This is a genomic window from Cloacibacillus porcorum (assembly GCF_001701045.1).
GTDB classification, from domain to species: domain Bacteria; phylum Synergistota; class Synergistia; order Synergistales; family Synergistaceae; genus Cloacibacillus; species Cloacibacillus porcorum.
The window spans coordinates 2,891,564-2,913,676 of record NZ_CP016757.1 but is presented as its reverse complement, the minus strand read 5'-3'; the positions used below and the strand labels follow the sequence as shown (position 1 = coordinate 2,913,676).

Annotated in this window: 20 protein-coding genes and 1 riboswitch; of the genes, 8 read left to right on the top strand and 12 right to left on the bottom strand. The window is 58.7% G+C overall.

The annotated features are described in order from the left end of the window. Positions 1–675: 675 nt before the first annotated feature. The gene (locus BED41_RS13220) at positions 676–1,482 is read right to left on the bottom strand and encodes a ZIP family metal transporter (protein WP_066747248.1); all 807 of its coding nucleotides are present in this window, start codon (positions 1,480–1,482) and stop codon (positions 676–678) included. 124 nt (positions 1,483–1,606) lie between these two features. Then, positions 1,607–2,971: an aminotransferase-like domain-containing protein gene (locus tag BED41_RS13215; protein WP_066747245.1), complete on the bottom strand. Its 1,365-nt coding sequence runs from the start codon at positions 2,969–2,971 to the stop codon at positions 1,607–1,609. A gap of 125 nt (positions 2,972–3,096) precedes the next feature. Between BED41_RS13215 and pdxS the strand changes: the two genes are divergently transcribed. Together pdxS and pdxT are read left to right on the top strand one after the other, a co-directional pair. After that, positions 3,097–3,975 (top strand): pyridoxal 5'-phosphate synthase lyase subunit PdxS, encoded by an 879-nt coding sequence (pdxS, locus tag BED41_RS13210; RefSeq protein ID WP_066747242.1) that lies wholly within the window; start codon positions 3,097–3,099, stop codon positions 3,973–3,975. Beyond that, positions 3,975–4,538, top strand: coding sequence for a pyridoxal 5'-phosphate synthase glutaminase subunit PdxT (gene pdxT / locus BED41_RS13205; protein WP_066747239.1), 564 nt, complete (start codon positions 3,975–3,977; stop codon positions 4,536–4,538). Before pdxS ends, pdxT begins: the two co-directional genes overlap by 1 nt. A 109-nt stretch (positions 4,539–4,647) precedes the next feature. Here the strand turns inward: pdxT and hcp are convergent, their stop codons facing one another. Together hcp and BED41_RS13195 are read right to left on the bottom strand one after the other, a co-directional pair. Then, entirely contained in the window at positions 4,648–6,243 is a 1,596-nt protein-coding gene (hcp, locus tag BED41_RS13200) for a hydroxylamine reductase (protein ID WP_174544915.1), read from the bottom strand. 68 nt (positions 6,244–6,311) lie between these two features. Then, a complete protein-coding gene (locus BED41_RS13195; protein ID WP_066747236.1) occupies positions 6,312–7,022 on the bottom strand; it encodes an ATP-binding protein in 711 nt (236 codons plus the stop codon). Between the two features lie 127 nt (positions 7,023–7,149). Between BED41_RS13195 and BED41_RS13190 the strand changes: the two genes are divergently transcribed. Beyond that, on the top strand, positions 7,150–7,815 hold the full coding sequence (locus BED41_RS13190; RefSeq protein ID WP_066747232.1) for a Crp/Fnr family transcriptional regulator: 666 nt from the start codon (positions 7,150–7,152) through the stop codon (positions 7,813–7,815). 134 nt (positions 7,816–7,949) lie between these two features. Here BED41_RS13190 and BED41_RS13185 read toward each other — a convergent pair whose 3' ends face one another. Beyond that, positions 7,950–8,213 carry a hypothetical protein gene (locus BED41_RS13185; RefSeq protein ID WP_066747230.1) on the bottom strand — a complete coding sequence of 88 codons (264 nt, stop codon included), beginning with the start codon at positions 8,211–8,213 and terminating at the stop codon, positions 7,950–7,952. A 401-nt stretch (positions 8,214–8,614) separates the two neighbouring features. Between BED41_RS13185 and BED41_RS13180 the strand changes: the two genes are divergently transcribed. Further along, entirely contained in the window at positions 8,615–9,376 is a 762-nt protein-coding gene (locus BED41_RS13180) for an HD domain-containing protein (RefSeq protein ID WP_084002466.1), read from the top strand. A gap of 413 nt (positions 9,377–9,789) precedes the next feature. Here BED41_RS13180 and rd read toward each other — a convergent pair whose 3' ends face one another. The 6 genes from rd to BED41_RS13150 form a co-directional block, all read right to left on the bottom strand. Further along, positions 9,790–9,942 carry a rubredoxin gene (rd, locus tag BED41_RS13175; protein WP_066747226.1) on the bottom strand — a complete coding sequence of 51 codons (153 nt, stop codon included), beginning with the start codon at positions 9,940–9,942 and terminating at the stop codon, positions 9,790–9,792. 79 nt (positions 9,943–10,021) lie between these two features. Then, positions 10,022–11,107, bottom strand: coding sequence for a M24 family metallopeptidase (locus BED41_RS13170; RefSeq protein ID WP_066747224.1), 1,086 nt, complete (start codon positions 11,105–11,107; stop codon positions 10,022–10,024). After that, the gene (locus BED41_RS13165) at positions 11,097–12,095 is read right to left on the bottom strand and encodes an AIR synthase related protein (protein ID WP_066747222.1); all 999 of its coding nucleotides are present in this window, start codon (positions 12,093–12,095) and stop codon (positions 11,097–11,099) included. The genes BED41_RS13170 and BED41_RS13165 overlap by 11 nt, the downstream gene beginning before the upstream one ends. 131 nt (positions 12,096–12,226) lie before the next feature. Further along, complete coding sequence (locus tag BED41_RS13160) at positions 12,227–12,775, bottom strand: epoxyqueuosine reductase QueH (RefSeq protein ID WP_066747219.1); 549 nt, start codon at positions 12,773–12,775, stop codon at positions 12,227–12,229. A gap of 1 nt (position 12,776) precedes the next feature. Beyond that, the gene (locus BED41_RS13155; protein ID WP_229712314.1) at positions 12,777–13,670 is read right to left on the bottom strand and encodes a tRNA (adenine-N1)-methyltransferase; all 894 of its coding nucleotides are present in this window, start codon (positions 13,668–13,670) and stop codon (positions 12,777–12,779) included. Continuing rightward, positions 13,667–15,601, bottom strand: coding sequence for a transketolase (locus tag BED41_RS13150; protein WP_066747216.1), 1,935 nt, complete (start codon positions 15,599–15,601; stop codon positions 13,667–13,669). Before BED41_RS13150 ends, BED41_RS13155 begins: the two co-directional genes overlap by 4 nt. A 244-nt stretch (positions 15,602–15,845) precedes the next feature. On the opposite strand from BED41_RS13150, the gene BED41_RS13145 reads away from it, so the two are divergent. The 4 genes from BED41_RS13145 to thiC all read left to right on the top strand — a co-directional run bounded on the left by BED41_RS13145 (position 15,846) and on the right by thiC (position 21,057). Beyond that, complete coding sequence (locus BED41_RS13145; RefSeq protein ID WP_157102359.1) at positions 15,846–17,042, top strand: hypothetical protein; 1,197 nt, start codon at positions 15,846–15,848, stop codon at positions 17,040–17,042. Positions 17,043–17,099: 57 nt separating this feature from the next. Beyond that, positions 17,100–18,281, top strand: coding sequence for an amidohydrolase (locus BED41_RS13140; RefSeq protein ID WP_066747210.1), 1,182 nt, complete (start codon positions 17,100–17,102; stop codon positions 18,279–18,281). Beyond that, on the top strand, positions 18,281–19,459 hold the full coding sequence (locus BED41_RS13135; protein ID WP_066747209.1) for an amidohydrolase: 1,179 nt from the start codon (positions 18,281–18,283) through the stop codon (positions 19,457–19,459). The genes BED41_RS13140 and BED41_RS13135 overlap by 1 nt, the downstream gene beginning before the upstream one ends. Before the next feature lie 120 nt (positions 19,460–19,579). Further along, positions 19,580–19,688: riboswitch (TPP riboswitch) on the top strand. 61 nt (positions 19,689–19,749) lie between these two features. After that, positions 19,750–21,057: a phosphomethylpyrimidine synthase ThiC gene (gene thiC / locus BED41_RS13130; protein WP_066747206.1), complete on the top strand. Its 1,308-nt coding sequence runs from the start codon at positions 19,750–19,752 to the stop codon at positions 21,055–21,057. A 58-nt stretch (positions 21,058–21,115) separates the two neighbouring features. Here the strand turns inward: thiC and BED41_RS13125 are convergent, their stop codons facing one another. Continuing rightward, positions 21,116–22,033: a bifunctional helix-turn-helix transcriptional regulator/GNAT family N-acetyltransferase gene (locus BED41_RS13125; RefSeq protein WP_066747203.1), complete on the bottom strand. Its 918-nt coding sequence runs from the start codon at positions 22,031–22,033 to the stop codon at positions 21,116–21,118. Between the last annotated feature and the right edge of the window lie 80 nt (positions 22,034–22,113).

Here is a 22,113-nt window from a genome sequence, read left to right as displayed (position 1 = left end):
ACAGCGCCTTTAATAATAATGTGAGAATGGCTGCGGCTAAATTAAAGGAGCCTCTGCGATTTTTCAACATCGCAGATTAAGGGCGACGTCGCATCCCTCCGGTCTTTCGAGGCTGCGCGGCGGCGAGATACTACAGGAGCTTTGTTGCCTGAGAGTGTGATCAACAGGTGCGCTTAGATGAGAAATAAATACATATAGACAACAGGGGGGGTGATGTTATTTGTAATATTTATTACGAAATCTGCCGACATCACGCCGCCTCCCTCTTTTTGACGAAGAAAAATATTAACGATATACAACGGCAGACGACTTAACTTAACCGTTGAAGGTAACTGTCTGTCATCACTGCCGTGTTATATTCTATAGCTTTGCCTGTTTCATCTTTTGAGTAGTCTATTTCTTTCATTGTAATATCGGTTTCACTTATGGTCAATTAACCTGTTAATGAAAAACAGGGCAACCGGTGATGTTGCCCTGTTTAATGAAAATGCGTAGCGTTATTTATAATATTTTGTTGTAAAAATTTAATTTTATTCTAAAAACATTATATTACGATAATTTTTATATGTCTGTCCTAATACTCATGATATCGGTCATTTCACTGTCAGTTATTTACCGATGGTATTTTTTACACTTATGATTTTTTAAAATATTTGCTGGTATTATCGCTTTGACCTACCCAAGCGCGACGTCGAGCACCATCATCACCGCGAAGCCGATGAGGAAGCCGGTCGTCGCTAGGTCGCCGTTACCGGAGGCCTGAGATTCAGGGACCGTCTCTTCAACGACGACGAAGATCATCGCTCCCGCGGCGAAGGCGAGCGCGTAGGGCAGCAGCGGGCGCGCGATATAGACGAGCAGCGCGCCGAGGAAGGCGAATATCGGCTCGACGATTGCCGAGAGCTGTCCGTAGAAAAATGATCTGGTGCGTGTGAGCCCCTCGCGGCGCAGCGGCATCGAGACGGCGAGTCCTTCGGGGAAATTCTGCAGCCCCATGCCTAGCGCGAGCGCGACCGCCCCCGCCACCGTCGCCTGCGGCAGCATCCCTATCGCGCCAAAGGCGACGCCGACGGCGAGCCCCTCGGGGATGTTGTGCAGCGTTATCGCGAGTACGAGCAGCGTTGTGCGGCGAAGGGTGGAGGGCGGCCCGTCCGGGTGCGTCTCCGCCATCGCGGGATGAAGATGCGGCATCACCATGTCGAGCAGGCGCAGCGAACCGCCTCCCGCGAGAAAGCCGATCAGAGGCGGCAGCCATCCCGGGTAGCCGAGCTCCTCGGATATCTCTATCGCGGGGGCGAGCAGCGACCAGTAGCTTGCCGCGATCATCACGCCTCCCGCGAAGCCGAGCATGATGTCCAGCAGCTTCTGGCTCGGGCGCTTCGCGAGAAAGACGCCCGCCGCTCCGAGCGCCGTCACGCCCCAGGTAAAAATTCCTGCCATCAAAGCCTGTAAAGGCGCCGGCTGTGCAGCGAACCAATCCATTTATATACCTCCAAAATAAAATTATTTTATTTTACGATTTAATTATACATCAAAAAGCGGACGGAATGAGGGCCTTTGCGCGGATTTTACGCCGCGCCGTCAAGCTGTTTTTTACCGGCGTCCCCTATGCGCGCGCTGCCGCTCCCTCTTTGCCCTCATTGCCGAGCCGGGGCCAGGCCTCTTTCAGCGCCGAGACCGCCGCGGCGATATCCTCCTCGGGAAGGCCGGCGAAGGAGAGCAGGATGTCGCCGCCGTCGGTTTCGATCTTGATCCCCTCACGCAGCGCCGCCAGCCGCAGCTCTTCCGCGCCGCTCGCGGTGAGGGCGAAGGCGGTCGAGGTTTCGAGCAGCCGCCACCTGAGCGAAGGGCCGAAGGTCCGCGTCAGCGCCTCCGAGAAGAGGCGGCTTTTGCGCAGATAGAGCTTGCGGCAGCGCCGCAGGTGCCGTTCGAGATGTCCCTCGCGGATATAATCGGCGAGCGCGAGCTGTTCGACCTTACTCGATGTGGGGTCGTAAAAGCGGGCCGCCTCCGCGCAGCTCTCCGCAAGCCGCGGCGGCAGCGCCATATAGGCGACGCGCACCGAGGGCAGCAGCAGCTGGGAAAAGCTGCCGATGTAGACGATATTCTCCGGCGCGAGCGGCTGCATCGCCGGTATGGGACGCGCGAGATAGCGCAGCTCGCCGTTATAGTCGTCCTCGATGATGAAGCGCCCGTTTTCACGCGCCCATTCCGCTAGCGCGCCCCGGCGACGCGTGCGCTGCGCGAGCGTACGCAGCGGCCGCTTGGAGCCGATTTCCATAAAGATATCCGCGCCGCCGAGCCTCCCCGCAGTATCCGGCGATTCCTCGACAACGGAGACCTCCCAGCCGTAGTCGCGCAGCACCCGCTCTCCCTGTTCAAAACCGGGGCTCTCCAGCACCGCGCGCCCACCCCTGCCAAGGGCGCGGCAGAGCAGCGACAGCAGCTGCTGTGTGCCGGAGGCGGTGACGATCTCCTCCGCGCGGCATTTCACGCCGCGCGCGCGGTAGGCATAAGCCGCGAGCTGTGCGCGCAGCTCGCCCTCGCCGCAGGGATCGCCGCGCGAGGTGATCTCGTCCTCACGTTTCAGCGCCGCGCGCAGGCAGCGCCGCCATGCCGAGAGGTCGGCGCTCTTCGCCTCTATCCTGCCGGAGCTGAGGTCGTAGCGTATATCCGCGGAATTTTTCGCCCGCGTCCTCTCTCGCGCCGCCATGCCTCCGCGGCGGCGCGGGGCGATAAAATATCCGCTCTTCGGTCGGCTCATAAGGTAGCCGTCGATATGGAGCCGTTCATAGGCGTTTTCGACCGGCGAACGGCTCACCGATAGCCCCTCGGCGAGCTCGCGTATCGAGGGAAGCCGCGTGAGCGGCGCGATCATCCCGCTGTCGGCGGCCGCCGCGAACTGTTCGTATATCTGCCGCCAGAGCGCGTCGCCGCCCCTCTTGTCTATTCTTATAAAGTCAAAGATCATCGGTTTACCTCATCTGTCATTAAAAAATAAATAATATTTATCCATTGAAGCAATGACAATTATAAACTATAACTCTCCTTACACAGCTGTGAAATTACCGGAACGATTCAGGAGGATATTTTGAGATGGAGAATAGAGACCAGATAAAACTTAACCGCGACCTCGCGAAGATGCTTAAGGGCGGCGTGATCATGGATGTTACGACGCCGGAGCAGGCGAAGATCGCGGAGGGCGCCGGGGCCTGCGCCGTTATGGCGCTTGAGCGTATTCCCGCGGATATCCGCGCGGCGGGCGGCGTTTCGCGCATGAGCGACCCGAAGATGATCAGGGGCATCCAGCAGGCCGTCAGTATCCCTGTGATGGCCAAATGCCGCATCGGCCACATCGCCGAGGCGCGCATCCTTGAGGCGATCGAGATCGATTACATAGACGAGAGCGAGGTGCTGAGCCCCGCCGACGACGTCTATCATATCGATAAGACCGCCTTTCGCGTGCCCTTTGTCTGCGGCGCGAGAAACCTCTCGGAGGCGCTGCGGCGCATTGAGGAGGGGGCGACGATGATCCGCACGAAGGGCGAGCCGGGGACCGGCGACGTCGTGCAGGCGGTGCGTCATATGCGCGCGATGCAGTCCGAGATTGCGCGCGTCGCCTCGATGCGCGAAGACGAGCTCTTTGAGGCGGCGAAGGAGCTGCAGGTACCCTACGCGCTGCTGCGCGAGGTTCACGACAGCGGCAGGCTGCCGGTCGTAAACTTCGCCGCTGGCGGCGTGGCGACGCCCGCCGACGCGGCGCTGATGATGCTGCTCGGCGCGGAGGGCGTCTTTGTCGGCAGCGGCATCTTCAAGTCAGGCAACCCCGAGAAGAGGGCGGCGGCGATCGTCAAGGCGGTCACGAATTATGAGGACCCCAAGATACTCGCGGAGATATCCGAAGACCTCGGCGGCGCGATGGTCGGCATTAATGAGAACGAGATCTCCGTGCTGATGGCGGAGCGCGGAAAATAATGAAACGCGTCGGTGTCTGCGCGGTGCAGGGAGCCTTTGCCGAACACTGCGCGATGCTCGCGCGCATCGGCGCGGAGTCTGTCGAGATACGCGAACGGGCGGATCTTAAGCGGCTTGACGCGCTGATCTTTCCCGGCGGGGAGAGCACGGCGCAGGGCAAACTGCTGCGGGAGCTTGGCCTCTTTGAGCCGATGCGCGTGATGATGATGGAGGGGCTGCCTGTCTGGGGGACCTGCGCCGGGATGATCCTGCTCGCGAAGGAGATCGAAAACGACGAGCGCCGCCACTTCGCGGCGATGGATATTACCGTGCGCCGCAACGGCTATGGCCGTCAGCTCGCGAGCTTCATCACGCGCGGCGAATTTGCGGGGATGATGAATGTCGAGATGCCCTTCATCCGCGCGCCCTACATCGCCTCCGTGGGCGGCGGCACGGAGGTGCTCGCGCGTCACGCGGGGCTGATTACGGCGGCGCGGGAGAGGAATATGCTTGCCACTGCCTTTCACCCCGAGATAACGGACGACGAACGCGTCCACCGCTATTTCCTTTCGATGATCGGCTGAGGTGTCGCCGGACGCGGCGGGAGAGGGATAAATTTTCCCATAATCATGGTTTTGAATTAACAAAGGCCGCCCCTTTCAGAGCGGCCTTTCACAGCTGTTGGAATCCCCGTTATCCGAGAATCTTTTTCAAGTCCGCCTCCGGCGTGCTTGTCGGGGCGATGCCGTAATGCTCAACAAGGAAGTTCAGCACGTTCGGCGAGACGAAGGCCGGAAGCGTTGGGCCGAGCAGGATGTTCTTTATGCCGAGGTGGAGCAGCGTCAGCAGGATGCAGACGGCCTTCTGTTCGTACCATGAGAGCACGAGCGAAAGCGGCAGGTCGTTGACGCCGCACTTGAAGGCCTCCGCAAGCGCGGTGGCGACGCGGATCGCGCCGTAGGCGTCGTTGCACTGTCCCATATCCATGATGCGCGGGAAGCCGTCGACCGTCCCGAGGTCAAGGTCGTTGAAGCGGTACTTGCCGCAAGCCAGCGTGAGGATGACGGTGTCGGCGGGACATTTTTTGACGAACTCCGTGTAATAGTTGCGCCCCGGCTTTGCGCCGTCGCAGCCGCCGACGAGGAAGAAGCGGCTGATCGCTCCCGCCTTTACCGCCGCCACGATCTTCTCTGCCGAGGCGAGCACGGCGCCGTGGCCGAAGCCGGTCACCGTACCGCCGCCTCCGTTGATGCCCGTGAAATTTTTATCCTCGCTCCAGCCGCCGAGCGCGATAGCCCTTTCAATGACGGGGGCGAAGTCCTTATCCTCTCCGATATGCACCAGTCCGGGGAAGGAGACCACCTCTGTGGTGAAGACGCGGTCCGCGTAAGATGGTTTTACCGGCATCAGGCAGTTTGTGGTAAAGAGGATGGGGGCGGGGATGTCCGCGAACTCCCGCTGCTGATTCTGCCAGGCGGTGCCGAAATTGCCCTTGAGGTGCGGATATTTTTTCAGTTCAGGGTAGGCGTGCGCCGGCAGCATTTCACCGTGGGTGTAGACGTTGACGCCCCGGCCCGCGCTCTGTTCCAGCAGCAGCTTCAGGTCGCGCAGGTCGTGGCCGCTGATGACGATAAATGGGCCCTTCTCAACTTTGAAGGAGACGGCGGTCGGCTCCGGCGTCCCGTAGGTCTCCGTATTGGCGCGGTCTAACAGCTCCATGCAGCGAAGATTTACCTCCCCCGTCCTGAGGACGAGGGGCAGCAGCGTCTCCATCGTATTATTGTCTTTGCCGATGGCCAGGAGCGCCTCGTAGAAGAAGTCGTTGACCTCCCTGTCGCTGTAGCCGAGGACCAGCGCGTGATAGGCGTAGGCCGCCATGCCGCGCAGGCCGAAGAGGATCAGCGATTTCAGCGAGCGGATATCCTCGTCCGCGTTCCAGAGGCCGTTCATATCGTAATCGTCGTTTCTCGAGCAGTGGGCGGCGCAGCTGCCGCAGCGCGGCACAAGCCTCTCCGTCTCCAGGTGCACCTTTTCTGTCATCTCCGCCACCGTCTCGCTGTTGAAGTTCACATTCGTTACCGTTGTGAAAAGCCCCGCCAGCATGACTCTGTCACTGCTCTCCGTCGGTCTGTTTCCCTCCGCGGCACGCGCGAGGCCGATGAGCGCCCCCGTCAGCTTGTCCTGAAGCGCCGCCGTATCCGCCGGTTTTCCGCAGACGCCCGCCCTTCCCATACATCCTTTTCCGCCGGCCGTCTGTTCGCACTGAAAGCAAAACATCTTTTCGTCCATAATGATCTCTCCTCACATTCTATTATTCGTTTATTTTTTACTGATTTCGCGGCGATGTGCCGCCTGATTTAATCAAGTATCCGTCCGTCGACAGTTATCGTCACGACCTGCCAGGGGATAAACTTTCCGCTGGCCTGCAGCGCGCTCTTCACCGCCGCCTCAAGGCCGCCGCAGCAGGGGACCTCCATGCGCACGACTGTGAGGCTCTTTATATCGTTGCTTTTCAATATCTCCGTAAGCTTTTCCGCGTAGTCCACAGCATCGAGCTTTGGGCAGCCGACGAGCGTCACATGGTTTTTGATGAACCGTTCGTGGAAATCGGCGCGCGCGAAGGCCGTGCAATCGGCGGCGACGAGCAGCTTTGCGCCGTCGAAATATGGGGCGTTCACGGGTACCAGCCTTATCTGGACCGGCCACTGCGAGAGCCGCGAAACAGTTTGCACGGAACAGGCCGCGCTCTCCTGCGCCTCCGCGCTGCGCGTGATCCCGCGCGCCTGCGTTCCCGGACAGCCGCATGGCAGTTTGTCTGCCGAACTCTTCTTAGCGGCCATATTTGCCTCTGCCGCGTTCTTATCATAGGCCTTGGCCTCGCGCTCCACGAAGGTGATCGCGCCGGTGGGGCATGTCGGCAGGCAGTCGCCGAGCCCGTCGCAGTAGTCGTCGCGAGTCAGCTTTGCCTTGCCGCCGACCATCGCGATCGCGCCCTCGTGGCAGGCCTCGGCGCAGGCCCCGCAGCCGCTGCACTTTGTTTCGTCTATCTCGATTATTCTTCTCAGCATCTCTATTCCTCCCAAACCTGTCTCTTATTTCGTAAATTGTCTGTCATCTGTCGCTCTTGATTTTTACGGTTAGAGGATACTACAATAAATACAGTAAATCTGTTGTAAAAACAACAAAAGGAGCAATATGAAAAAATATCTTGAGGTCATAAAAAAGTCTCCGCTCTTCAAAGGCATTGATGAGAGAGAGATCGAGGCGATGCTTACCTGCCTTTCGGTGAATACGAAGAAGTACGCGAAAAACGAATTCGTGATGCGCTTCGGCGAGAGCACGGAGGCGATCGGTATGGTGCTCGCCGGCTCTCTTCATCTTATAAAAGAGGACTTCTGGGGGAACCGGAACATTATCGCGGAGATCGGGCCGGGGCAGATATTCGCCGAGAGCTACGCCTGCATGGAGGGTGTTACGCTTGGCGTCAGCGTCGTGGCGGCGGAGGCGGGCGCCGTGATGTTCATGAATGTGCGCCGCGTCCTCACGACCTGCGGTTCGGCCTGCGAGTTCCACTCACGGTTGGTGAGAAACCTTCTCTCCGTCCTCGCCGAAAAAAATCTCCGTTTCAACGACAAGCTCACGCATATGACGCAGCGTACGACGCGCCAGAAGCTGCTCTCATATCTCTCCGCCGAGTCGCTGCGGCAGGGGGCGTCAGAGTTTGACATTCCCTTCGACCGCCAGCAGCTCGCCGATTATCTCTCCGTGGACCGCAGCGCGATGTCAAAAGAGTTGTGCCGGATGAGAGACGAAGGGCTGCTCAACTTCCGGCGGAACCATTTCGTCCTCAGGCAGAGCTGATCTCCATTGGTGAATGCCTTTATCAGGGGCTCTGACTAAATCCACTGCGGACCGCCGCGTAAGAATTGCCATATGAAAAAGCCCCGTCCGCGGAGCTGGCTGCTCTCGCGGTCGGGGCTGACTCCGTTATTAAGCTATTTCTTTTCCTCTTTATGACGGTGGAGGTGGGTCTCGATCTTTTCTTTGTCGTCGTGCAGATGTTCCTTTACGTGGTCGTAATGATCGTCGAACCATCTCCTCGTGCGCTCCCAGAGGTCGTCCTTCTTACCGTTCAGGCGGTCGGCCATTGCATGAATGTCCTCCGCGTGGGCCTGCGCGAACTTCTCGTCGTAGGGACCGGTGTGCGCCTCAAGCATATCCAGGCTTTTCTTGATCTCGTCGTCGTTCTTTACTGCCATTTTAATTTCCCCCTTGGGTGATATTTATTATTGCTGTTTCAGCTGTAATTGCCGTTCGGTATGGAGGGTACGGCGGAGAATATACATGTATCCGTTCGCCTGTCCCGCGTACTTTCGGATATCCACGCGTGCGGAGCGTCTCTTGCCCTCCCTGCCGCTTCCCTACCGGCATGTTTTACGTGAGAAATCTTCTCAAATGCGGCCTCCGTCAACAAGGCCAATATGCTTAGGCATAGCGGCGCGAATGGCTTAAAAAGCCTTACCGCGCAGGTATTTAGCAAAAAGAGGAGTAGGCAAGTGGCCCCAACGGGCCATTTTTTATCTAACGGCGGCAGGTGTTGGTGATAACGAGGCGGTTATCCGCTTACTGTTGTATAATTTCGTGAGATCGGAGGCGTTTTATGATGTATTCCAGTGAAAAGACAGAAAAATGGTTCAACGCTTACGTTGATTCTTTCAAGATAGAGGGCGCTCTCGCGCCGATGCAGGAGCTCAAGAGAAAGCACAGCTTCCGCGTGCAGCGGCTGGCCTCGGCGATCGCGGAGTCGCTTGAGTGGGACGAGGAAAACGATGCCTGGACCGCCCACGCCATCGGGCTGCTGCACGACACGGCGAGGTTTTCTCAGTACCGCGACTATCAGACCTTTCAGGACAGCGCGAGCTTCGACCACGGAGACCGCGGCGCGGAGATATTGGCGGCGGAATTTGACTGGCAGGGCATCGAACCAGGAGACAGAGAAAAGGTGCTGACGGCGGTGCGCCACCACAATAAGATTGAGATACCGGTGAATGTGCCGCTCTCGGTCTACCGCTGGTGCGCCCTCGCGCGCGACGCCGATAAGATAGACGTCTTCCGCATGGTGCAGAGCCGCATCGACAAGGGAACGATATACGACATGCTGCCGCGCCATAAGAGGGTTCAGGGGCTATCTCCCGCGCTGGTCGATGAGATACGGACGACGGGGCGCGGCTCCTACGCCAACGCGCGCTCGCTCCAGGACTACCGGCTGATACAGCTCACCTGGGCGCTGGACCTCAACTTTCCCGTCTCGGTGGTGACGCTGAAGGAGGAGGGCATCTTCCGGCGCATCGCCGACGACCTGAGAGAATACAAAATCGACGACGTAATCGACAGCCTGATGAAAAAGATAGACGAAGCGTAAACGGAGGCGTCCAGCGGAAAATTAGACGTAAGAAGAAAACGGCGTGTAGAAGTGCCGTCCGCTAAATAACTTTAAGCCCCGATACCGGAGCCGTATTAAAATACTAAACTTTAAATACATGAAAAATCACGGCGGAGAAGTGCCGATGGCGAAGCAAAATATTGCGGGAGACCCGGAAGCGTAAAATATAGCGTGAAGAAAACGGCGCGGAGAAGTGCCGTCCGCTAAATAACTTTGGGCCCCGATACCGGAGCTGTGCCAAGATATTAAACCTAGAATATATGAAAAATCACGGCGTAGAAGCGCCGAGGACGAAGCAAAATATTACGGGAGACCCGGAAGCGTATACAGATACGCTGTAGGGATCTCCCGTAATGTTTTGTGAAGTCAGCGGTGCTTATACGCCGTGATTTTTATTCGAACATGTCTTTGCCGACGCCACAGACGGGACATACCCATCCGTCGGGGATGTCTTCAAAGGCTGTGCCGGGGGCTATTCCGGAATCGGGATCGCCGACTTCGGGATCATATACATAACCGCATACTGTGCAGACATACTTTTTCATAATTTACCCTCTCCTTTGGTTAATTTAAGATTTTTAACCTTAAAAAACTAAGAATTATTATAACAGTTTTAATTTAATTTTAAATACTGTAAAAACACTGATTTAACTCTTTCGTTAATCTCTCAGCACCATCTTCTGTGACGAGGTAGTCGTCCTCGAGCCTCATGCCTCCGAAGCCGGGAATGTAGAGCCCCGGTTCGATGGTCACGACGTCGCCCGCCCGCAGGATGTCGTCGCGTCGCGGCGAAAGCAGAGGCGCTTCGTGTATCTCGAGGCCGAAGCCGTGGCCGAGGCTGTGGGTGAAATACCGCTCCTTACCCTCGGCGGCGAAGATGCTGACGGCCCTGTTATGGACCGCGGTGCCTGATACTCCGGCGCGCAGCATCGCCGCGGTTTCGTCATGGACCCTGTGGAGTAGCTCGTGCATCGCCGCGGCCTCGGCGCTCGGCGTTCCGAGAGAAAAGTTGCGCGTGATGTCGCAGAAATAGCCGTTCCAGCGCGCTCCGTAGTCTACGGTGACCCATTCTCCCGCCGCCATCGGCCTTTCGCTCGCGCGTCCGTGGGGCATGACGCTGCGCGGGCCGGAGGCGACGATCATATCGAAACCCGCGCCGCCGCCGAGGAGGTTTATCTTGTAGTTCAGCAGCGCCTCGAAAGCTTTTTCCGTCATACCTGGCTTCACGCAGTCAAGCGCCTCAAGAAATGCTTTGGCACCAATCGAGGCGGCCCTCTTTATATCTTCCACCTCTCCGGCGTCCTTTTGCCGCCGCAGCTCTTTTATTATTTCGCCGCCGTCGCGCCAGAGGCCGCAGGCGGAGAGTTTTTCCCAGGTGCCGTGGAAGGTCTTGTCGGATTCGCAGAGTATCTCCTTTGAGCCGTGTTTTTTAAGGCTCTCGGCGACGTCGCTCACGAGGCTTGACCGCTGTTCATATACCTTGTGCGGCGACTGTTCACGTCCCTGCACGGCGTAGCGGCCGTCGAGGATCAGCTCGGCCTCTCCGTCCGCGAATACCACGAGCGCCCCAGCCGTCCCGCGAAAGCCGCTCATGTAAAAGAGGCTCTCCCAGTTGACGTCTTCGTCCGAGAGAATTACGAAGGCGTCCGCTTCCTGCTTTTTGAGTGCCGCGGCGAGTTTTTCCGTGCGGCGCAGGATGTCAGCGCGCATCTTTTTTCTCCATCTTGAGCAGCCGCCAAAGCTCCTCCGCCGGTTCGGGCAGCGGCGCTTCCAGCTTGCCGCCCATGCGCCCCGCGACGGCCGCCTCTATCCCCGCCGCCGCCAGCGCGGAGAGCGCCTCCTGCGCGTGACGTTCGGGCACCACGGCGAGCATGCTGCCGGAGGCGATGAGGTGCAGCGGGTCGAAACTGAGGTTTTCGGCGGCGCGCCGCGTCAGCGGATGTATCGCGAGCGACTCGCGGTCAAGCTCGGCGCGCAGTCCGCAGAGTGAACATATCTCGTCAAGGCCGCCCATAAAGCCGCCCTCCGTGGGGTCGTGCATGAATTTCGCGAAGGGACGCAGCAGGCGCGATTCCGCAAGCACCGAGGTCATCTCGGACCATGATAGTATCTCGGCGATCTCCGCCTTGCTCATGAAGGGCGACAGCAGATCCGGGCGGTCGAGCGCCAGTATGGACATGCCTTCGATACCGATGTGCTTGGTCACTATCAGCAGGTCGCCCTCGGAGATGTCCTTCGCGCGCATCACCTTGTCCGCGGTGCCGACGAGCGCCCCCATGATGACGGGGCGGTCGTAGCGGTCGTTGAATTCCGTGTGACCGCCGGCGACTGCGATACCCTGTGCGCGGCACTCCTCGTCGATCTCGCGCATGATGCGCGCCGCGCCCTCCTCGCCGAAGGATGGCGGCAGTATCAGCGTGACGGCGAGATAGGCTGGATCGCCGCCCTTGGATGCGATGTCGTTTGAATTTATCCTTACGAGCAGCCGCCCCGCGCCGCTCTCCGCCCCGACGATGGGGTCGGAGGCGAATACCATATATTTTCCCTCGGGCCATTTGATGACGGCGGCGTCCTCGCCGACGCCGGGGCCGATCAGCACCTCGGGGCGCGGCGCGCCGTTATATGACAATACGTTGCGTTTGAGCGCCTCGGGCGAGAGTTTTCCCGAGGGAAGTTTTGTTTCAGGTTTGTCTGTCATTTACCTCACCTCTGGTCAGCAGCCTTATTATGATTTCTGTCAGGTTTCCGTCAGGAGAGCCTTTGACAGCAAAAACCGTTCCCCCGTGTCTATCGCAGGGAGCTGTCATGTCAACTCGGTTTATCAAATAATTATAACTCTATGTTCTGGGAAAAAATACAGCCGCAGTAGTTTTGCCGGTAGAGGCCGAGCTCTTTGCTTATTTCGACGGAGCGCTTGAAGCCGTCGTTTTTCCGCCAGACCCTCTCCACCCACACGAGGCCGCGGGCCGCGGCGGCGCGCGCGCCGATCTCGTTGATGAGATTTACATCTTTGTGCGGACTGATGGTGAGCGTCGTGCAGAGGTGCGTGAAGCCGTGGGCGGCGCCCCACTCGGCGGCGGCCTCCAGCTGCAGCGCGAAACATTTTTCGCAGCGGGCCCCGCGCTCCGGCTCTTTTTCGAGACCGCGCACCGCCTCAAACCACGGCTCCGGCGAATAGTCCGCCAAAAAGAGCTCCGCGCCGGTCTGTTCGGCCAGCGCGGAGACCGCGGCCGCTCTCCTGTCATATTCCATTTTTGGATGGATGTTGCCGCCGTAAAAATATCCCACCGTTTCGCAGCCCTCGCCGATCAGCGAGGGCCACGGAACGGTGGCGTCGGGCGCGCAGCATATATGCAGGAGCAGCCTCTTTTCTGTCAATTTAAAATACCTGTTCGCTATTCTCCGTCTGTTCTGTCTCGGCCGGAGAGGCCGCCTCCGCCGCTTTACCGCAGGGCTCGGCGCTTTCTTCCGCCGTTTCCGCACTCTCCGCCGGCTTTATCTCCGGCAGGGGCAGCGTCTTGACGGCGAAGATGAGATAGCCGGTATGTCCGATCATCATATCCTCGGGGCGGATGCGGTTCGGCTCCGTCTTGAAATAACGGAGCATTATCTCGACCACCTGCACGTCGGCGAAGCCGAATTCCTGCAGCGCGCGCAGCGTATCTGATATCTGGTTCGTCGTCGGCACGAGTATCCCCAGGTGGTTTCCCGGGGCGAGCGCCTCATAGGCCTTGTCGATATAGTCCCACGGCGTCGGTACGTCGAGGAATACGGCGTCCGCGCCGCGCTCTTTGAAGCCCTCGTCAAGCGAGCGGACGTTGAATTCTATGCGGTGCGCGACGCCCCATTTTTCGGCGTTTTTGCGCGCGAGCGCGGAGAACTCTTCACGGCGGTCATAGGTGCAGACCTTTCCCGTGTCGCCGACGAAGTGGGCGAAGGTGCAGCAGAGGCTGCCGGAGCCGGTGCCGCACTCGACGACGGTACAGCCGGGGAAGATGTTGAGATGCTCGATGATGAAGCCCGCCTCTTTGGGAAAGACGATCTGCGTCTGCCTTTTAAGGCGGCGGGTATACTCGCCGAGCGTCGGCCGCAGCAGAAAGTAGACCTCGCCCTTCGGCGTACGGATACCTTCGCCGTAGTCGTGCTCCATGAGCTCGGCGTGTTTTATCTGCCCGAAGTGAGTGCCCTGGCTTTGCCCGGGCTGGACCTTGACGAGAAAGCTGTCTCCCTTTTTGGGGTTCCAGATGAATACCAGATCTCCCGCCTGGATCATTTAAGCAGTTCCCTCACCCCGGCGGCGATGCCGGCGGCGGTGAGCCCCATATCGGCGAGGACGTCGCTGTTCGAGCCTGAAAGCCCGTAGCGTGTTACGCCGAGGTTCTTTATTCTGACCGCTTTGCCGGCGCGCGCGAAGGCCATCGCGGCGACGGCGCCGATGCCGGTGTCGGCGTGGTGGTCCTCGCAGGTGAGAAGCGGCAGCTCCCCGACGAGCGCGAAGAGCGCCTCCTTATCCATTGTGAGCGGCGTCGCGCAGTGTAGCACTTTGGCGCTGATCCCCTCTTTCGCGAGCGCCTCGTGCGCTTCGACGGCACGGCCCGCGAGATGTCCCATTGCGAGGATGACGACGTCGGTTCCCTCGCGCAGCAGGTCTATCGCGCCGTCGCGGAACTCATAGTCCCCGCCGTAGAAGGGTGTTCCGTCCTCTTTTGTGACCACGGGGAGCACGCTGCGTCCCATCGCGAGGCAGATATTGCCTGGCTCAGTCAGCATCCAGCGCGTCGCGCGGTCTGTCTGGTTCGGGTCTGCGGGAACGACGACGTTCCAGCCGAAGGTGTTGCGGAAGAGGCCGACATAGTCGATGCACTGATGCGTCATGCCGTCTTCGCCGACGTCGAGGCCGGAGTGGGTGAGCACCGTCTTCGTACCGGCGCGGTTGATGTCGTTGAGCCGCTGCTGGTTATAGACCTCGTCGCTCGCGAAGACGCCGAAATCGGCCCATACGGAGACGACTCCCGCGGCCGAGGCCGCGCCGGCGGCGGTCGCCGTCATATGCTCCTGGATGCCGGCCTCGACATAGTTGTCGGGGCAGAGCTTCGCGAAGCTGTCGACCTTCACCGAACCGGCGAGGTCGCAGTCAAATACGAGCATCGGCGTCGCGTCCGCCTTTTTATAGTTGAGCTCTCCGACCTCCGCGAGAGCCTTTCCGAAGGCGCCGCGGTTGTCCTTTTTATCTTCCCTTGTATAGGTGTGTGGGACTCCGAGTTCAAGCGCCGGCTTTTCCGGAGCGACGTGGCGTCCCTTGGGGAGCGGCCCCTTACGCTCTTCGAGCACCGCGTTAAAGAGGGAGATGTCGCTGCCGAGCTCTTTGAGGGCCTGTTCGAGTTTTTCACCGGCGGCGGGCTTTCCGTGGTAATCGGGAATGTTTTCCATGAAGGATACGCCCTTGCCCATCGTCGTCCGGCAGAGGATGACCGTCGGCACGGAGGCCTCTTTCGCAGCCTTCATCGCCCTGTAAAGCGCGTTATAATCATGGCCGTCGCATTCGACGACCTGCCAGCCGTCGGCGGCCCAGAGGGCGGGAATGTTGACGGGCATGACCTCTTCCAGGCGGCCGCTTATCTGGATGTCGTTCCAGTCGACGAGCGCGGTGAGGTTTGTCAGTTTTTCTTTCGCCGCGAGCCTGCGCGCCTCGGCGACCTGTCCCTTGACCTGTTCGCCGTCGCCCATGACGACCCAGCTGTGCGCCTGTGAACCGCGGGCGCGCGCCGCAAGCGCGAATCCTACGCCCGCCGCAAGTCCCTGCCCGAGGTTGCCCGTTCCCCAGTCCACGCCGGGGACGTCGCGTTCGACATGTCCCTGATAGGGGCTGCCGGCGCGGCGGAAGTTCGCCGCCATCTCATGCGCGGGGAAAAAGCCGTATTCGGCGAGCGCGGCGTAGAAGCCCGCCGAGGTGTGGCCGTGGCTGACGACTATGCGGTCGCGCTCCGGCGAGTCCGCGAGCGCGGGCGTGACGTTCGCCGCGCCGAGCAGCGTCATGTAAATATCCATTGACGAGAGCGCTCCCGCGGGATGTCCGCTCTTTGCCGCCGCTGTTGCGACGACTGCCCAGACGCGCGCCTCGCGCGACGCCTCTTTCAGTTCCTCGATGCCCTTGGCGCTGATCGACTCCGCCTTAAAATTCCGTATCTCTTCTGTGACCTTCATTTAACAGAAAACTCCTCTCATTGTTCAAAGGGAATTATGCAAACACATAACTCCTCCAATTGTACAGCTAAAGCGCTCAATTTTGGGAAAAATTTTCCTGCGGAAATATAAATTTTTATGCAAAACTTTGGCAGATTATATGGAAATATGTGATTAAAAAACTTTTACGTGATAAATACGTACATACCATGGTAAATACGGTAAAATAACTCTACGCAATAACATTTGTATAGGAGGTATTTTTATGAGCAGTATTGTGGCATTTTTAGTTCTTGCTGTCGTCTATTACATAGGCGAGTTTGTCGGTACCAAGACAAAGGCATGGATTCCCTCGGTCTTCGTCATCGCGACGCTCTTCCTCTTCGGCTACTGGACCTTCTTCCCGAAGGACATCGTGGCTCTCGCGGGGATGGGCGCGCCGCTCGGAGGCACGCTCGTCATCATGCTCTGCATCACCCATATGGGGACGATCATCTCCATCCGGCAGCTGCTTGACCAGTGGAAGATAATCTGCATCACGCTCGCGGGGCTTGCGGGCATGGTTGCCCTCTGCTGGTTCATCTGCATCCCGCTTGTCGGCCGCGCCTACGTCATCGCCGGACTTCCGCCGCTTACGGGCGGCATCGTCGCCGCGACGATGATGAACAGCGCCGCCGCGGAAAAGGGCCTCACGACGGCCGCCGTGCTTGCGATCGCGATGTACGCGGTGCAGGGGTTCTTCGGCTATCCGCTGACCGCCGTCTGTCTCAAGCTTGAGGGACGCCGCCTGCTGGCGAAGTACCGCAGCGGCGAGGTCCAGGTGAACAAAAACGAGAAAGTAGACACCACCGTCGGCAACATGGCGACGAGCGACGTTCTGAAGTACCGTATCTTCCCCGAAGTCCCCGCGAAATATTCGACGACGGCCCTCATCCTCGCGAAGCTGATGTTCTCAGCCTGGCTCGCGAGCCTTGTGGCAAAGGTGACCGGCATCAACATGGCGGTTATCGCGCTGCTCTTCGGTATCATCTTCACCGAGCTCGGCTTCCTGGAGAAGAACGCGCTGCATAAGGCCGGTTCCTATGGATTCCTCATGTATGTGCTGATGATCTTCGTCTTCGCCGGACTCAAGGACGCAACGCCGCAGATGCTCGGCGAGTGTATCGGGCCGATGCTGACGATCATCGTCGTCGGCGTTGCGGGCATGGCGGTGCTTTCGATCCTCGTCGGGAGGATATTGAAAGTAAGCTGGGAGATGGCCTTTGCAACATCGCTGACGGCGCTATACGGCTTCCCGCCAAACTACATCCTCACTGAGGAGTCGGTCAAGGCTCTCGCGGAGACTCCCGAAGAGCATCAGTACCTGCTTGACTCGATGCTGCCGCAGATGATCGTCGGCGGCTTTGTGACGGTCACGATCACCTCGGTTGTTATCGCCGGTATATTTATCGGACTGCTTTAAGCTGTAAACCTCCGTCGGCGCGTCAGCGTCGGCGGAGAACGTTTTAGGAGGCTTGAAATGAACATAAAAGAAGCTGCCGAAAGGCACAACGATTACATCGTCGCCCAGCGACGCCGGTTCCACGCCCACCCCGAACTTTCGTTTGAGGAAAAAGAGACGACGGCGGCGATCAAGGGCGAACTTGAGGCGATGGGGATCGCCGTTGAGACTTTCCCCGACTATTACGGCCTCATCGGGACTATCAAGGGCGGCAAACCTGGACCGGTAGTAATGCTGCGCGCCGACATAGACGCGCTGCCCTCGACGGAGAAGACGGGCCTGCCTTTTGCCTCGGAAAACGAGGGAAAGATGCACGCCTGCGGACACGACGCCCATATCGCGATGCTGCTTGGTGCGGCAAAGATTCTCATGGAGATGCGTGAGGATATCCACGGAACGGTAAAGCTTATGTTCCAGTCCGCCGAGGAATCCTGCCACGGAGCTGAATATTATGTCGAAAAGGGCTGTCTTGACGGCGTCGATGCGATCTTCGGCATGCACATCTGGGGCGTATTCGACGCGCCGCTCATGAGCCTTGAGCCGGGCGGGCGCATGGCCTCCTGCGATAACTTTAAAATTACCGTCCGCGGGCTCGCCGCCCACGGCTCCGCACCGCACCTCGGCCATGATGCGGTCGTCGCTGCGGCCTCCATCATCATGAACCTCCAGACCTTCGTCAGCCGCGTCAACGACCCGCTCAACACGCTCGTCGTCTCCGTCGGCACGGTACACGCCGGACAGCGCTTCAACATCATTGCGAACGAGGCGGTGATGGAGGGTACGGTGCGCACCTACTCGCGCGAACTGCGCAAGACGATCGACAGCCAGCTTGAAAAGATCATTAAGAACACCGCGGAGGCTCTCGGCTGCGAGGCCGAGTTCCAGTACGACCGCTTCCCCGGCCCCATCATCAACGACCACGACGATTTGAACAGGATCGCGAGAAACGCCGCCGTGAAGCTCTACGGCGAGAAGGTACTGACGACGATGCCGCGGCTCACCGGTTCGGAGGACTTCGCCTACTTTATGGAGAAGGTTCCCGGCTTCTATGGCTTCATCGGCGCGCTCAACCCCTCGAAGGGTATCACCTACTCCAACCACAGCGACAAATTCACCGTTGACGAGGATGCGCTGCACCGCGGCGCGGCCCTCTACGCGCAGTTCGCGAAAGATTTTACAGATGAAAGGGCGGCGGGATAATGGCTGCTGACATCAAGGCTCTGGCCGCGAAATACAACGACTATATAGTGGAGAGGCGCCGGTATTACCATGCTCATCCGGAACTTACGGAGCATGAGGCGGAGACGACTGAGGCCATCATAAAGGACCTTGAGGCGATGGGACTCTCCGTTGAGCGCTTCGACGGCATGTACGGCTGCGTAGCGTCGCTGAAGGGCGCTAAGCCCGGCCTTACCGTGCTGCTGCGGGCCGATATCGACGCTCTGCCAGTAAAAGAGGCGACGGGGCTTCCCTTTGCCTCGCAGAACGAGGGCAAGATGCACGCCTGCGGACATGACGCCCACATCGCGATACAGCTTGGCGCGGCAAAGATACTGTCGGAGATACGCGATGAACTTCACGGTACGGTGAAATTCTTCTTCCAGCCGGCCGAGGAGTTGGCCCTCGGCGCGAAGGACGCCGTCGCCCGCGGGCTGATGGATGGCGTAGACGCGGTATATGGCGCGCATGTATGGGGTCAGCTCGACGCCGGAAAGGTTAACATCGAACGCGGTGAGCGTATGGCCTCCTGTGATATGTTCACGCTGACGGTCAGGGGCGAGGCGAGCCATGGTTCTGCGCCGCACTTGGGACGCGACGCGGTCGCCGCCGCCTCCGCCGTTATCATGGCGCTGCAGGCGATCGTCAGCCGTGTGAACAACCCGCTCAACTCGCTCGTCCTTACCGTCGGTACATTTGACGCGGGACAGCGTTTCAACATCATCGCCGACAAGGCCGTCATGGATGGCACGGTGCGTACCTTTGACCCGAAATTTCGCCTGAAGATGGAGGAGATGATCAGAAAGACCGCCGAAGATGTGGCGGCCGGTTACGGCTGCACCGCGGAGCTTAAATACAAATACCTCTGTCCCGCCGTGATAAATTCCGACGAACAGGTCGTAGAGACGGCGCGCGGCGCGGCGGTGAAGCTCTTCGGCGAAGAGGTGCTGGCTCCTTTTGAAAAGCTGATGGGCTCGGAGGACTTCTCCTTCCTCATGGAGAAAGCCCCGGGAGTTTACGGCTTCATTGGCGGACGCAGCGAAAATGTCCCCGGCTCGGGGATGTCCAACCACCACGAATGCTACACGGTCGACGAGAAGATACTCCCGATGGGGGCGGCGCTTGCGGCGCAGTTCGCGGCGGATTTTCTCGCGCAGTAGCAGTCCTATCTTTAGCCGTACATGAGAGGCCGCCCGCGGGCGGCCTCCTTTTCTATATCGGGCGGCTAAATCGCTTGACTATCCATAGTTGACAAAGATTTCTGTTAATGCTCTAATTAGATAACAATACAGGGGAGCTTGCGAAGCAGGCTGAGAGGAAGTAATCGAACTTCGACCCTTACACCTGATGCGGGTAATGCCGCCGTAGGAAGATAGCATATATGTCTTTTAGCGGGGGAATGCCGGTTCGGGTGTTCCCCCGCTTACTTATAGAAAGAGAGTGATGGCACGTGGAATATCGGACGCAGATGGAGGCGGCGCGCAGAGGTATCATTACGAGTGAGATGAAGGCGGTCGCGGAGAAGGAGCACATCGAGGCGGAAAAGCTGATGGGGCTGCTGGCGGAGGGACGGGCGATAATCCCCTGCAACAGACTGCACACCGCGATCTCGCCAAATGGGCTTGGCTCGATGCTCAGGACGAAGATCAACGTCAACCTCGGCACCTCTCGGGATATGACCGACTTGGAGATGGAATTTCAGAAGGTGCGCAGCGCCGTCGAAATGGGAGCGGAGGCGATCATGGACCTCAGCTCCTTCGGAGATACGAGAAAATTCCGCCGCTGCCTGACGGAAAAATGTCCAGCTATGATCGGCACCGTGCCGATTTATGACGCTGTGGTCTATTATAACAAGCCGCTGGCGCAGATCACGGCGGCGGAGTGGATCGACATCGCGCGCATGCACGCGATAGACGGAGTCGATTTCATGACCGTCCACTGCGGCATCAACCGAGAGACGGCGGAAAAATTCAAAAAAAATAAGCGCCTGACGAATATCGTCTCCCGTGGCGGCTCGATAATCTTCGCCTGGATGGAGATGACCGGCAATGAGAATCCCTTCTACGAACGCTTCGACGAACTGCTCGACATCTGCCGCGAATATGACGTGACGCTGAGCTTGGGCGACGCCTGCCGTCCCGGCTGTATCGCGGACGCCACCGACGCCTCGCAGATCGGTGAACTGATAACGCTTGGAGAGCTGACAAAACGGGCCTGGGCGAGAGACGTGCAGGTGATGATAGAGGGGCCCGGCCACATGCCGCTGAACCAGATCGCGGCGAATATGGAGATAGAAAAGACCCTCTGCCACGGAGCTCCCTTCTACGTGCTCGGCCCGATCGTCACCGACATCGCCCCCGGCTATGACCATATCACCTCCGCGATAGGCGGCGCGCTGGCCGCCGCGAACGGCGCCGCCTTCCTCTGCTACGTGACGCCCGCCGAACATCTGCGCCTGCCCGACGTAGACGACGTCAAAGAGGGCATAATCGCCGCGCGGATCGCGGCGCACGCCGCCGACATCGCCAAGGGCGTGCCCGGCGCGGCGGACTGGGATCGCGACATGAGCCTCGCGCGTAAAAAGCTTGATTGGGAAAAGATGTTCACGCTGGCGATAGACCCTGAAAAGGCGAGGCGCTACCGCGCCGAATCAAAGCCGGAGAGAGAAGATACCTGCAGCATGTGCGGCAACTTCTGCGCCGTCAGAAATATGAACCGTATCCTGGATGGCGAGATCGTCTCTATCTTTGACGAATAGTTTTTAGAGTTGGGCGCCAATATTCACCGCGGCTTCTCCCTTCTGCTGCCAGGTGTCATTACAGATCCAGATCCCAGCGCTCCTCAAGTACGGGGACGCCCCATTCGGAGTTTTCTCCGGTCTCGGTGATTTTGAAGCCATTTGCCGCGTAAAGGCCTCTTGCCGCCTCCTGGGCGCTGACCGTCCACAGGAACGCGCGGCGGTAACCCCTTTCGCGGCAAAAGGCGAGCGCCGTTTCAAAGAGTTTTTGCCCCGCCCCAAGTCCGCGCAGCTCCGGTTCGATAAAGAAATAGCGCAGCTGCGCGGTCTCCGCATCGGCGTGTGTGACCGCGATGCCGCCCGCGGGGGCGCCGTTATTTTCCAGGATATACATATTATCCAATTCCGGATTGAAGCGGCCTATCAATGTGAGGACGCCCTCTCTCAGATAGCGTTTCCAGATGTCAGAGGAAAAGCCCCGCTCTGTCTCGTAGAGCGACAGCTGTCTCTCTATCACATACTCCACGTCGGACTCACGGAACGGACGGATAACTAATGTGGCGGGCGCAGTGTTGAGAAACTTTTTTATCGTCTTCATCGCCTGCCGGAGCTGGGCTTGTTCCTCCTCTCCGAGGCCGGAGACGAGCTGCATTATTTGGCAGTTTGAACGCTCGTCAAGCTCGCGAAAGACGCGCCTCCCCTCGTCCGTCAGGCGGATGTCGCTTGCGCGGCTGTCGTTCTTATTTGCCTGCCGCGTGATCAGCCCCTCTTTCTCAAACTTGGCGATGATTCTGCTCATATAACTGCGGTCGACGCCAAGAACATCCGCGAGTTTGTGGGCGGCGGCGTTCTTTGTCCTGCTGATTTCAAGCAGTACGCGCGCCTCTGTGAGCGAGTAGCCGGAATCAAGTATATGCTGGCCGAGCAGCCCGATTATCTCTGTATAAAAACGGTTGAAAGCCCTTATTTCCGTGACTGTGTCCATCTTGTTATTCATATAATAACTATCTCCCTACAACAAAAATAGTTGACTCTGTCCATAATCGTAACATGAATTAATGGCTTGAGTCAACTATA